Source organism: Pseudorhodoferax sp. LjRoot39, assembly GCF_964253035.1.
GTDB lineage: Bacteria > Pseudomonadota > Gammaproteobacteria > Burkholderiales > Burkholderiaceae_C > Pseudorhodoferax.
This window is the reverse complement of sequence record NZ_CAXUQL020000001.1, coordinates 4,195,525-4,209,639: the sequence shown is the minus strand read 5'-3', so window position 1 is coordinate 4,209,639 and position 14,115 is coordinate 4,195,525. Positions and strand designations below refer to the sequence as shown.

Below are 14,115 nucleotides of genomic sequence, written 5' to 3'. Positions count from 1 at the left end.
GTGTGGCTGTTTGCGTTGTCGAACGGGGCCCGCCGACGGCGCGGCACCAGCCGCGCTACGACCGAAGCTGGTCGCGCAAGCGCAACATGCCGAGCGCTTCATCGGCGATCTCGACACCGGTCCTCGGAAACACCGCCGATGAAGTCATCCAGAAACCCAGGGCGCTCCATGTCCAGGCGTTGCAACAGCCCGTGGAGCAAACAGGCGCAGGCGCCCACTTGTCGGTCCGACGGGTTCAGTGCTTGATCTGACATGCCTGGATGCGTTGGGCTGCGACGGTGCGCGGGGCCCAGACTGTATGGCACAAGGCGGCCTGGCTCCCGCACGGCCCGCGTGCAGGAGCCACCTACCTCACTCCCCGCGCTGCAACTGCGCGCGCTGGGCCGCCGTCAGGTGCCTGGCCTGGTCGGCATCGACGCTGGCGCCGACCGCCACCAGCTGCAGCGGGCTGGAGCGGTCGTACGACACCGCCCCCGGCGCCGGCCGGCCCGCCGGTGCCGCCGCGCCGCCGGCCGGCTGGTCGCCGAAGCCGATCACGCGCACCTGGAACACCGAAGGCAGCGCCTGGCGCGCCGCGGCGCGTTCGCGCTGCACCACCTCCTGCGCCGCCGCGCTGGCCTGCGTGGCGGCCGCGCTGGCATTGGTCAGCGCGGCGACGTTCACGGCAGCGACCACCGGGATGCCGATGGCCTCGCCCTGCACGGCGATGTTCTCGGCGTTCAAGACCTGCATGGCCGCCAGGTTCACGTTGCCCGAGACCCGGATGCCGGCCTCGCCCGCGTCGATGGTGCCCAGCGGCGCGATCAGGTCGATGTCGCCCGGCGCGATCTCGGGCACCGGGTTCAGCGTGGCGATGCCGGCGCCGGTGTTGGGCGTGCTGGGCGACAGCGACACATTGCCCATGCTGTCGTAGACGCGGCGCTGCGGCGTGTAGACCACGGTGGTCTTGCTGCCGCGACCGGCGTTGATGTCGCCGGCCGCCGACCAGGCCAGGATGTTGCCGCCGAAGGTCGTGAAGATCCGGCTCTGGCCCATCAGGATGTCCCCCTGCGCATAGATGCTGATGTCGCCCTCGCCCTGCGTCATCACGCCCGAGCCGGGGCCCGGGTTGAAGCCGCCGTCGATGCCCACCAGCGTGCGCCCGCCCGGCACCATGATGCTGATGTCGCCACCGAAGCTGGTGTGGATGCCGGCGTCCAGCACGTCGTAGTACGAGACGTTGTACATCGGGCTGCCCAGGGCCTGCCACTGGGCCTTGGTCAGGTAGTCGCGGCCCACGGTCGGGCGCGCCGCGGGCGGCTGGCCGTTGACGATGTCGGCGTTGAAGTACAGCGCGCTGCTGTACATCGTCAGGTCGCCTTCGTAGGCGATCTTCCTGCCGCCTTCGTCCTTCTCGGGGAACAGCGTGGCGATGGCCTCGCGGCCGCGCAGGTAGCTGCCGAAGCGCCGGCCATCGGCGTCGTTGTACTCGCGGCCGGCGGCGCGCAGCTCGGCGTAGTACACGTTGCGCAGGTAGGCCTGCTGCTGCGCCGGCGGCAGCGCGGCGAAGAACACACGGGCGTCGGTGGCCGCCGGGTCGAACCTCAGCCCCAGGCCATTGGGCTGCTCCCCGCCGAAGCGCTGCGTCAGCCAGTTCACCAGGTGCACCTGGCCGGCCAGCCGGTACTCGCGCGCCAGCGAGCGGTTCGCCGCCGTGCGGCCCTCGGCCAGCGCGGCCTGGCGCACGGCATCCAGCTCGCGCTGCTTGGCGGCCAGGAAGTCCGGCGCGCCGGCCTCGTCGCCGCTGTAGCCGAACTCGCGCCGCAGCCACTGCGCCTGCGTCAGCGCGCCGCTGTACACCTGCAGCACCTTGCCCGGCTGGTCGGCGAACGGCAGTTCCAGGTCGGCCTGGTTGGCCGGGTCGAGGTAGCGCGCGGCAAAGGCGTCCCAGCGCCCGCCCGGGCCCATGCCCGCCGAGACCGAGATGCCGGCGCCGCTGCTGCGGTCGCCCGGTCTCACGTTCACCACGGGCCCCAGGCTCTTGAACTCGCCGTTGTCGGCCAGGTAGACGTCGCGGCCGGCGCTGATGTCCAGCAGGCCGGGGCCGACGATGTAGAAGCTGCTGTTGCGCAGGTCGCGGCCGGCCTGCACCACCGAGATGTCGTCGGCGAAGGCGTGCGCGACCAGGTTGCCGCGGGTGTTGCCGGTGGCCGACTTGGTGCCGGCCATGGTGTCCTCCTGGCCCAGCGGCGTGCCCGAGTCGGTGATGTCGCGGCCGGCGCGGATCGCCACCGGCCCCGAGGCTTCGTAGCGCGACCCCGCGGCTCCGGCCGGGAAGCCCAGCAGCACCTCCTGCCCCATGCGCAGGCCGACGATGTCGCCCTGCAGCGCGTAGTAGCGTGCCGGCGCCTGGCCCGGCACCGCATGGTCCGAGGTGGCGGCGGTGCCGAAGGTGAACAGCGGCGCGGTGCTGATACGGCCGCCTTCGGAACCGGGCGTGTTCTGGTAGCCGCCGTGGATCCAGGTGTTCTGGTCCAGCGTCGCGTCCGCCGCGTCGTAGACCAGCAGCGGCTCATTGCCGAAGCGCCCGCCGCCAGTCTCGGCCATGACGCCGACGAAGCCGGGGCGCAGCGGGCTGGGCAGGCCCAGCGGGTCGGCCGTCGAGGTCGTCAGCATGAAGCCGCTGGCCTGGATGCTGCCGTGCGCCAGCAGCTGCAGCTCGCCCTTGCCGGTGGCCTGGGTGAACTGCGCGCCCAGCGGCGACGGCGCCAGCACCACGCCGTCGCCGTAGCGCAAGGGCGTCTGTCCGTAGGAGTTCGTCAAGGCGCTGGCGCTCTGGCCGTAGAACATGCTGCCGTTGGCGGCCACGGCGCGCAGGATGGAGGGGTAGAAGTAGCCGTCGCCGTTGCCGGACTGGTTGCGGCCTGGGCCGGCCCAGCGCACGTCTTCCTGGCCGCTGCCCTCGCTCCAGGCCGTGGTCGGCGTCAGGTTGCCGCCGGCGGCGAACAGGTCGATCGCGGTGGCCGGCGTCCACAGCGAGAACCAGCTCCAGCCGTTGCCCGCGTAGTGCTGCCCGTCGTAGGAGAACGGCGTGCCGTTCAGCAGCGCCGTGCGGCCGGGGTCGGCCACACCGCCCAGCACCAGGTCGCCGCGGGTGTCGATGCGCACACCCGCATCGCCCAGCACCAGGATCGGCCCGCCGGTGGACAAGGCCCGGCCGGCCACGAACGGGTTGATGCTGCGGCTGTCCATCACGTCGCCCAGGCCGTAGCGCAGTTGCACACCGCCCACGGCACCGGCTTCGATCTGCATGGCGCCGCGCAGGTTGACGAAGGTGCTGTTCAGGTCGTGGCTGTCCATGCGCAGCGCGGGGTCGGGGTTCAGCGTACCGCCCAGGCGCAGATCCAGGTCGCCGCCGCCGGTCTGCACCAGCTGGCCCTGCGGCGTGACGCGGCCGCTGCTGGCCACGGCCAGGTGCAGGCCCTGGCTGCGCGGCGTGTGCACGGAGCCGCCCCAGGTGCTCGGCTGGCCGCGGGGGTCGGTGATGCCGGCGTTGCCGCCGGCCTGCACCGTCAGGTTGCCGCCGCCCAGCGTGCCGATGCCGGTGAAGCCGACCAGGAACGGATCGTTGCCGTACAGGTAGCTGCCGTAGGGGTCGGGCGCGCCGTTGGCCCCGCCGCCGACGTAGGTGCCGAAGTTGATCCACCAGGCCGTGGGCACGGCCGCATCGCCGCTGGCGATGCTGCCCGAGCCCTGGCGCCACAGCCAGTTGCCCACCGCCACGCTGGCGATCTGCTGGCGCGTGTTGCTGAAGGTGTAGCCGAAGTCGGTGCGGCTGTCGTTGTTGCCGACCAGGTCACCCGTGATGTTGCCGCCGGCGCGCACCAGCACGTTGCCGCCGGCCTCGGGGTACCAGGCCGCGTACAGGCTGTCGGCGCCGCCGTCGACCAGGCGCTCGAAGTGCGCGCCCGCGGGCCGCAGCACCGTGCCGTCGAACAGCTGGCCACGCGCCTGGTCGTAGGCCGGGCCGAGCGAGGCCGAGGCCGTGCCGGCGGTGTAGACGCCGAAGAGCGAACGCATGTCCACGTTGCCGGCGGCCACCAGGTCCAGGTCGCCGGTACCGGTGCGCAGCACGCTGTAGAGCTGCTGGCGTGCCAGTCCCAGCGTGAACGTGCTGCTGACCGGGTCGATGACCGAGCCGAAGCCGAACAGGTCCAGCTCCTCGATGCGCGACACGATGAAGTTGTCGATCAGCACCTGGACGACGTCGGGCGTCAACATCTGCCCGGCCTGCAGCGTGACGCCGTACAGGCCGAGCAGCTCGATGAAGCCCGGGTCCACGTCGGCCTTGATCTGGTAGACGGTCTGGACGTCCGCCCCCATGCCGAAGTGGGTGTCGGCCAGGCGCAGCGTGGCAGGCGCCTGCGCATGCGGCAGGGTCAGCCGGGTGTCGGCCGCGCCCAGGTCGGCGCCGGCCACCAGCCGCAGGTCCCAGGACTGCGTGCCCGCCGCCAGCATGGGCGCGATGGCCAGGTTGCGGCCCTGGTTGCCGTCGGCGTCGGCCGGGCGCAGGTTCACCATCTTGGCGCCGCCGGGCAGCACCACCTCGGTCTCCGACGGCACGATGGCCCCCTTGGCCAGCTGCACCGGGGCCGACAGCGTCATCGCCACCGGCAGCGGCACGCCGGCCGGCCAGGCGGTGGCCGCCATCTGCACGGCGGCCGGCAGCCGGAAGCCCGCGCCCAGTTCGGTGCCGGCCTCCAGCACCACGGCTTCGCGCAGCACGGTGCCGGCCGCATGCAGCACGGCGCCGTGGCTGTCGCGCACGGCGACGCCCAGCACGGTGCCGGCCGGCAGCTCCAACGCCTGGGCCAGCGCCATGGCCACCGGCAAGGCGGTGCCGGCCGGCAGGTTCAGGCCGGCGACCGGCAGCGCGTAGTTCAGCGTGCGGCCGGCGGCGAAGGTGGTGCCGGCGTCCAGCGTGGCCATGCCGCCGTGCGGGACCACCAGGTCGCCGCCGAAGGGCATGCGCCCGGCGGGCAGCACCCAGCCCTGGTCGTCCGCCGTCGCGTTCAGGCGCGAGGTGTCGAAGCCGTCGCTGATGCTGCCGAACAGCACCAAGTCGCCGGCCGCGCGCAGCACCAGCGCGCCGGCCTCGCCCGAGCCGTAGACGCCGGTGCTGCGCTGGCTGGCGGGGTTGACGCTGGCATAGCGGTGGCCCGACAGGTCGAGGTCGCCGTCCACATGCAGGCCGCCGTCGGGGTTGATCGTCGCATTGCTGGCGATTTCCACGCCGGGGCGCAGCCGGAACTGCGCGGTGTAGCCGCGCAGGCCCGCGAGCTTGCCGTCCATCAGCGCGCCGTTGCCCAGCGCGTTGCCGATGAAGGCGGCGCTGTCGGCATGCTTGGCGTCCAGGTAGGCCTGGTCGATGACCTGGTAGCTGCGGCCGTCCACGGCGGCGTCGGTGCCCAGCGCGGCGTCGTCGTAGCGCTGGAAAGCGTTGACGGCGATCGACTTGGCGCCGGTGATGGCCACGGCGCCGCTGGCGTCGATGTCCACGTCGTTGCCGCGCGCGCCACCCAGGCGCGGCGCGTTCAGCGCCACGGTGCCGTAGGCGGTGTCGGCGCCGTCCACGCCGAGGTCCATGCGCGCGCCACTGCCGAGGGTCAGCCGGCCGCGGCCCGAATCGAGCTCGACCACGGCGCGGTTGGGCGCTTCGATCGGCTGGCCGTAGCTGTCCTTGCGCAGCACGCTGGCGCTGGCGTCCAGCACCGCCCCCGCGCCCAGCGTCAGGCCGCCGCTGGCGGCCAGCCGGATGCTGCCGGCCTGCGCGCCGCTGGCGTCCACCGTGCCGTTCACCGTCAGGCTGCCGTTGTCGACCGAGACATTGATCTCGCGCGCCTTCAGCTCGCTGCCGATGACCAGGTCGCCCTGCTTCAGCTGGAAGCTGCGCCCGCCGAAGACCTGGCCCTCGGTCAGCCGCGCGTTGAGGCCGGCGAAGTCATCGATCTGCTGGGCGCGCACGTCCACGGACCCGGCCGCGAACGGCACCAGCGTGCCGCCGGCATCGAACTGGCCGCTGCTGCCGCCAGCGATGGCACCGGCCAGCGCCACCGTGCCCTGCGACGCCAGCGCCGTCAGGCTGCCGGCGCGGTTGTTCTCGGCCGACAGGTCGATCCGGCCGCCGGCCTGCTGCACGACGCTGCCGCCACGGCTGTCCAGCACCAGCTCACCGCCCCAGCTGAACTTGCGCACGTCGAAGAAATCGATCTTGCGGCCGGCCAGGTCGAGCTGGGCGCCCGCCGCGAGCTGCACGTCGTCCTGCGCCGTGAGCGTGAGCTTGCCGCTGGGCAGCAGCACGGCGGTGTCCAGCGCCAGGCCGCGCCCGGCGTCCAGCGCCAACTCGGCACCCAGCGCATCGGACAGTGCCGCGGCCCCGGGCAAGGGCGCGGCCGCGCCCTGCACGCCCGCCACGGAAATGCTGCCGCCGGCGCTGATCTTGTTCACCGAGCCGGCGCGCCCGGTCAGCAGCGGGGTCGTGATGTTCAGGTCGCCGCCGCTGTAGCGCCAGGCCCGGGCGGCGTCGTCCCAGCCGTCCTGCGACTGGTGCACCGCCAGCGTGCCCTTGTGGTTGGCCGTGATGCGCTCGCTGGCGTTCAGGTCGACCGTGGCGAAGCCCAGGGTCATGCGGTCGTGCGTGGCCACGGTGTTGGGCTGGCTCTTGTCGCCGTAGCCGAACTCGATCTGGCGCGCATCGACGACCAGGCGGCCGCTGCCCGTGCCGGCGCCGCCGGCGATGACCTCGCCGGCCGGCGTCATCGCGCCGTTCCAGACCAGGGTGTCGGTGGCGATGCGGGCCACGTCGCTGCTGTCGCCGTAGCCGTAGAAAGCCGGCGTGGACAGCACCAGCTGCTTGAGCGAGGACTTGCCGCTGGCGTCCAGCGTGGACAGGTCCACGCTGCCGTAGAAGTTGACGGCATCGCGGGCGCTCAGCACCAGGTTTTCCAGCGCCGGGGCACCGGTGCTGGTGTCGCCGCGCAACAGGCGGTCGAGCACGCCCTGGTTCAGCGTCAGGCCGGCCGGCACCACGCCTTCGGCGCCGGCCTGGGCCAGCGCGCCGGCACTGCCGACGTTGATCGCGGCCATGGCCAGCGTGAGGTTGCGCGTGCCGTAGCGCACCGCATCGTCGAGCAGGAAGGACTTGTTGGTCGCCGCCGTGATCGTGCCTTCGGAATACAGGCGGGTCTCGCCGCTGCAGCTGGCCTCGGCGGCGCAGGTGCCGATGTGCAGGTAGCCCGCGCCCTTCGTGCCCCAGCTCTCGTCGTTGCCCGAGGGCATGATGTCCAGCCAGCCGTTGCTCAGCGCCAGCACGGCGGTGGCCCCCGGCACGAGCACGAAGCCTTCGGCCGAATCCCAGGGCGCCTTGCCCTTGCCCAGCGTGTTGATGCCGGCGCCCTGCTCCACGACCAGCCCCTGCTCGCGGTTGCTGACCACCAGGACCACCTGCGCAGCCTGCAGCGTGGCGCCCGAGCGCACGATGATCTCGTCGGCGCTGCCCGAACCCAGGGTGACCTGCCAGGCGTTCTTGGCCGAGGTGTAGCCGTCCGAGGAGAACTGCGATCCCGGCGTGCCGCCGATGCTGATGCCGGCCGCACCCAGGTTGTTCAGCGTGCCGGCATGGACCGACACGCCGTCGAAGCCCTCGGTCGCGGCCGCGCCGTCGGCCAGGATCTCGATGCGCTGGCCGCCCAGTACCACGGTGCCGCCACGGCCGCCTTCGGCGGGCTTGAAGTTGGCCACGCCCGGGGCCACCTCGAGCTGCTCGCTGACCATGATGGACAGCTGGCGCGCATCGCGTTCGAGTTGCGGGCGCGGCACCCCTTCACGCGCGGCCCAGTCCAGGCCGAACTGCGCGTAGCTGGTCTCGTTGTACTGCGCATAGCGGCGCATCGTGTCGGCCGGGGTCAGCACGGCCTGCAGGGTCTGCGCGTCGGCGATGTCGGTGCGGGCGATGCCCATGCTGGCGGCCGTGCTGTAGGAGCCGTTGCGCATCTGCGTGGTCTCGCCGAAGGCGGCGCCACCGGCCGCCAGGCCGTTCAGCTCGACCCGGAAGGCGCCGGGCAGCAGCGCATAGGTGGACGGCAGCAGCGTGTAGGTGCCGGCCGGCAGGCCGGGCACGCCGGTGCCGACCGTGATCTGCCGGCCGACCACCGGGTCGCCCGCGCCGTTCTCGGCGGCCACCGGCGCGGCCGCCTGCTGCACGCCGGGCACGATGGCATAGACCGGGTTGGTGGCCAGGCCCGGCAGCACGAAACCGCCGCCGCCGGCCGCCATCTGCACCAGCGGGTTCAAGCGGACATCGGTCGAGCCGCCGCGGCCGGGCAGGAAGCCGGCGCCGGTCAGCGTGCCGCCGCCGGACAGGTCGAGCTGCGCACCCGCCTGCACCTGGACCGCATCGGCGGTCAGCGAGACCTGGCCAGCCGCCCCGCCCAGTCCGTGGTACATCGCGTCCCGGCCGTTGTAGTTGTAGGTCAGGCCGTCGACGGTGCCGCCGTACGGCATGGCCAGCCCGGCCGCGCTGGCCGAGGTGATGCTGCCCGGGCGCAGCACGATCCGGCTGGGCTCCTGGCCGTTGGCCGGGCTGGCCAAACCGAAGCCCAGCGTCACGCTGCCCAGGGGCGCGCGCAACACGCCGCCCTGGTCGATGTCGGCCGCGTACAGCGACAGCGCGCCGAAGGCCGAATACGGCACGGCCGGCATGGCACCGCTGCCGATGCGCTCCACGCGCAGCGTGCGCGCGGGGTCGTAGGCGACCGCGTAGTTGCCGTACAGGTCCTGCACCTGGTGGCGCCCGGCGATCACCTCGGCGCGCGCGCCGGTGGCGGGGTAGATCTGGCTGGCGGCCAGCACCAGGTCGCCCTCGGTGACGAGCTGGGTGCGGTCGCTGACGGTGTGCTGCAGGAAACGCAGGTCGCCCTGGCTGCGCAGCTCCAACTGCTCGAAGCCCTTGCGCGACACCAGGCTGGCGTCGCTGGTCTGCGCCAGGCCGTAGGCGCCGAACTCCACCCTGTTCAGCACGTCGAGCACGCCGGCTTCGATCAGCAGCTGCGTGTTCTCCAGCACGTCGACCCGGCCCTGCGTGCCCCAGGCCGTGGCGGCCAGGTACGGCATGACGTGGTGGTCGCGGCCGATCCGCGTGGTGCCTGCCAGCCGCACGTGCGGCGCGGCAAGGCGGGCCCGGTCGCCCTCTTCGGCGCCTGCCTCCTGGGCGATGGAACGCGAGGCCAGGTGCAGGCTCTGGCCCAGCGTCAGGTCGACACCGGCGCCCAGGGTCAGCATGCCGTTGGACAGCAGCGACAGATTGTCGAAGCCGCCGGCCTCGATGCGGTCCACGCCGATGCGGGCATGGCCGTAGACCAGCGCCGGGTCGGCCTGGCCGGGCCGCAGGTCGGCCGCCAGCGCCTCGGGCTGCTGCTGTTGCACCAGTTGCAGATCGCGCAGCACGCGCACCCGGTCGCTGGCGTTGGCCGTGGGGTAGTTGGGCGCTTCCAGCGCCAGCGACAGCGTGCCGCCGGCAGCGCCCGCGGCACCGGCCGCGGCGCGCAGCTCGCCGTCCAGGTACAGGCCGTTGAAGCTGGCCAGGTGGACCAGGCCACCGTCGCCGCCGACCTGCGTCGCACCCAGGCCGGGCAGGTCCAGCGTGGCCGCCGCGCCCGAGGCATCCAGCAATGCGCCGGGGCGGATGACGACGAAGCTGTCCATCGCCGCGGCGATGGTGGCGTGGTCGCGGTAGGCGCCGCCGATCTCGATGCGTCCGCCGTCCTGCACCAGGCCGTAGCGCCGGCCCTGCGCATCGAGCGCCGTGTGCGCCACGCCGGAGACGTCGAGCACGGCACGCTCACCGATCCAGACCGAGCCGTCGTGCCCCTGGCTGTTGACGGCGTCGACGCTGGCGTCCTGGCCCAGGCCGCCGATCGCGATGCGGCCACCGGCGGCACGCAAGCCGCCGTCGATGTTGGTCTGGCCGCTGCCGCGCACCGTGATCGCGCGGCCCGGATCGACCTGCACGCGCGCGGTCTCGGCCACGGACAGCGTGGGCCCGGTGCCCGCGACCAGGTTGCGGTTGGACGCGGTGCTCAGCAGCAGGTCGGCGCCGCCGCGTTGGGTGAGCCGGCCGGCGGCCGCGTCCTCGGTGAACAAGGGCGCCAGCTGCGGCGCCAGGACCGCCATCGGATCGGCCCCGGTGGCCAGGCCGCGCAACAAAGCGGGCTCGGCCTGCAGCACCGGCATGGCCACCTGCAGGTTGGCACCGTCGGCCACGGCCAGGCCGCCACCGCCGACCACCTCGTAGCGCGCGAAGCCCTGCTGGAACTGCGCAGCGTCCAGGTGCAGCACGGGCGTGACGGCCACCGCTTGCGGCAGGCGCGATCCGGCGACGATGCGGCTGCCGGCCGCATAGGTGAGGTCGGCGGCCGCGACCGTGCCGGCCTTCTGCACACCCGCCGTCGGCACGATGGGCATGCCGCTCGGGAACACATCCGCACCCACCACATAGCCGGCCGGGAAGTTGCCCGGCGACATGATGTTGGTGATCACGCTGCCGGCGGGCACGGTCGGCGGCGTGGTCCAGCTGTAGCCGTTGACGGTGAGCCACTGGCCGCTGGACAGCACCAGGACGTAGCTCTGGTTCTGGTCGGTCGGCTTGGGCGGCGTCCAGGCCGCACCCACCGTGATCCAGCTGGACGGGTCGCCGATGACGACCTGCGGCACCCCGCCCAGCACCTCGCCGGCGGCGGCATGGGTGCGGGTGAAGTGGTAGTCCACCGGCAGCACGGCGCCGGCGGCGATGGTGAACGGCGCGTCGGTGACGAGGTCGACCAGCGAGGCCTGGCCGGCGGCCAGCGTGCCGTCGCTGCCGGCCACCTGGCCGCCGAGCACGACCGCATTGCCGGTCTGCAGGTGCAGCGTGCCGCCGCCCTTGACGCCGTGGCCGCGCAGTTCGCCGTCCAGCTGCAGGCGGCCGGCGCCATGGCCTTGCTGCGGGTAGGCATCGGCGACCAGCGTGATGTTGCCGCCCTTGCCGCCGGCCAGGCTGTCGTCGGCGCGCAGGGTCGCGCCGGAGGAGGTGTCCAGCAACGCGCCCGCGCCGACCGCCACGTCGCCGCTGCTGCGCAGCGCGATGCTGCCGCCGTCGATGTAGGGCAGGCCGCCGATGGCGGTGGCGTCGGTCTGCAGGTTGTTCCAGAGGCCGCGCGCATCCAGCGTGACGCCGGCGCCGACCTGGGTGCCGGCCACAACGTCGGCCAGCGGCGTCGCCACCAGCGTGTTCTGGCCCCAGCCCTGGCTGGCGGAGATGTAGCGCTCGACCACGTCGCCCAGCGCGATGCGGCCGCCGCGCGCCGTGAGGTCGGCGCGCACGTCCACCTGCGTGGCGTGCAGCGCGATCTCGCCGCCCGGCGCCACGGTCAATGCCTGGTCCACCGCCACGCTGCCGGTGGCATAGGCGCGCAGCGCGCCGAGTTCCAGGCCGCCCAGCCACTGTGCATCCAGCGCGATGCGGCTGGGCCCGGCGGTACCGTCGTCCTGCTGCGGCGTTGTGGGCACGCTGCCGGCCGCGCCGATGGTGATCTGCTCGGCCACCGCACCGGGGGTGTAGCGCAGGTCGCGCGTGGTGGCGTCGTAGACCGGCGTGTAGCTGCCGATCACGAGTTCGCCATTGCGCGCCGCGGCGGTCTGGGCCTGGCGGTAGCCGTCCAGCCCGGCCTCGCGCACGCCGGTCTGGCGCTCGCCCTGGAAGCTGGCGGTCTCGATGTCGCCCTGCAGCGTGGCGGCCCGGGTGGCCACCACCATGCGCCCGCCGTCGCGGCCCACGGTGTAGCCGTTCTCCAGCCGCTGCGGCGCGGCGATCAAGGGGTTGCGGAAGTGCTCGGTCGCGGCGCTGCCCCAGCGCGCATGGGCCGACGCGAAGCCCTGGTACAGCCCGGTGTAGAGCAGGTCGCCCGGCGCGCTGGAGGCGTTGTAGAGCTGGCCATCCACGCCCTTGAGCCAGGTCTGGTAGATCTGCCCGGTCTGCACATCCAGCGTGCCGCCGGACAGATTGATGGACGAGCCCTGGCGCGTGACCAGGTTCGCGCCGCTGAACTGCACGGTGCCGCCCTGCGCCGACCATTCGCCGATGCCGTGGCCGGTGATGCCCAGGTAGCCGCCGACCTCGAGCAGGCCGCCCGCGGTGTACCAGCGGTCGGTCTCCGCGCCGTTGGTGCCGGCCGGCACCAGCACCAGGTCGCGCCGGTCCAGCCAGATGTTGTTGTTGCGCAGCTGGTCGCCGTCGCGGTTGACGGGCGCGTCGCGCTGCTCGAAGCCCTGCACGTTGACCAGCACGTTGTTGGCGTCCATCGCGATCTTCACGCCGACGTAGCCGGCCACATCGATGCGTGCACCGGCGTGCACGGTGCTGGTGCCGGCGGCGTCCACGAGCACCTGGCCGCTGGTGGCCAGCGTCAGGCTGTTGCCCGTGAAGTCGACGTCGCCCGCGCTCGTGATCTGCACCAGCGACTGGTCGCGCCGGTGGTAGGTGCCGGCGTCGGCCTTGTCGCTGTCCTGGACCAGGGTCTCGCGCTGCACGTCCAGTGCGGTGGAGGCGCTGGCGTCCAGCACGATGGCGGTGGTGCTGCCGCCCTCCAGCGTGACGCGGGCGTCCGCGCCGCTGGCCTGCAGGTGCACGGTGCCGCGCGTGTGCACGCTGGTGGTGGCCTGCAGCACGCCGGCCTGGCGCACGTCGTGGCCGGCCAGCGTGATGTCGCCGGTGCTGGCCTGCACCAGGCCGGTGTTGCGCACCAGGCCGGCGTCGCTGTCCTGCACGCGCAGCGTGCCGACGATGTTGCCGCGCGTGGTGGAGGCGGTGTTCTCTTCGGTGCCCATGCCCTTGCGGATGGTGAAGGCGTCGCCGGCCGCCAGCACGGCCTGGCCGTTGGGCGTGGCGATCTCGCCGGCGTTGTGCACCTGGCCGCCCAGCAGCATCACGTAGCCGCCGCCTTCGGTCACGCTGGCGGGGGCGTGGGTCTGCAGCTTGGCGCCCTCCTTGACGACGACCTGGCCCTCGGACGCGCCATGGCTGAAGCCGGTGGCGGTGGTGGACAGGTCGTTGGCGAAGGTGGGGATGCGGCCCTGCCCCTGGGCGTCGCCGTACAGGCCCTTGTTGAACTGCGCGTCGCTGAGGCCGACGGCGGCGGCGGCCAGGTTGCGCGTGTTCACCTGGCTGCTGCCGTCGAACACGATGCCGTTGCGGTTGACCACCATGACGGTGCCGGCCGCCTCGATCTTGCCCTGGATCTGCGAGGGCCGTGCCTGCGGGTCGTTGACGCGGTTGAGCACGGCATCGCCGGCCTGCTGCTCGAACTTGACGGTGGTCTGGCGGCCGACGTTGAAGGTCTCCCAGTTCAGGATGGCGCGGCTGTCGGTCTGCTCGATGCGCACCGTGGTGCGGCCATCGGCCACGCTCTGCGTGGGGCCCTTGGCGCCGATCCAGCCGGCCGTGAGGCTGTTGGTGTCGACCTTCAGGCCGCCCTCGGCCAGGCCGTCGGCCACCGTGCCGGCAGCGGCCTGCGCGGCCGCCCGCGCCGTGGCCTGCGCCGACTGCCGTGCGGCAATGGCCTGGGCGGCCTGGCCCAGGTTGGCGATGGAGGTCTGCAGCTTGTCGCGCGCGGCCTGCGACTGGCGGTCCGGCACCCCCGGCTGCGCCAGCACCGGACCACCCGGCTGCGCGCCCGGCGTGGCGGTCTGGCCCTGGGCCGCGCCCTTGGCGGCGAACCACGAGGAGCTGAAGACCTTCTGCGCCTGCGCCGGGCCCATCAGGCCGCCGGCCGCCAGCGCGATGCCGACCGCGCGTGCCAGCGGCGCGAGGCGGAACCGGCGCCTGCGCGCGACCGGGGATGGAGGACGTCGAAGGGTGCGCGCGCGAGCTGTCATGGGGCTGTCCATCAATGGTTGAAACTGGGCTGGGTCTCCGCGGCCTGCGCCTGCGTGGCGGCACGGCATCGGAGCCTTGTCAGCACTTCAACGAACGGCCTGGCGCAAAACCGCAAGCCCTGCACAGAGGCCTGCCGAGGCGCTCCAGCGTCACCGCGCCGACATGAA

The 14,115-nt window shown here is 73.0% G+C and carries 1 protein-coding gene; it reads right to left on the bottom strand.

Annotation, left to right across the window (positions count from 1 at the left end):
- Positions 1 to 351: 351 nt before the first annotated feature.
- Positions 352 to 13,947: a filamentous haemagglutinin family protein gene (locus ACSQ4M_RS19520; RefSeq protein WP_436191082.1), complete on the bottom strand. Its 13,596-nt coding sequence runs from the start codon at positions 13,945 to 13,947 to the stop codon at positions 352 to 354.
- Positions 13,948 to 14,115 lie beyond the last annotated feature (168 nt).

Excerpts from the sequence above, each read along its gene's own strand:
- ACSQ4M_RS19520 (WP_436191082.1), bottom strand. The coding sequence starts at position 13,947 with ATGACAGCTCGCGCGCGCACCCTTCGACGTCCTCCATCCCCGGTCGCG.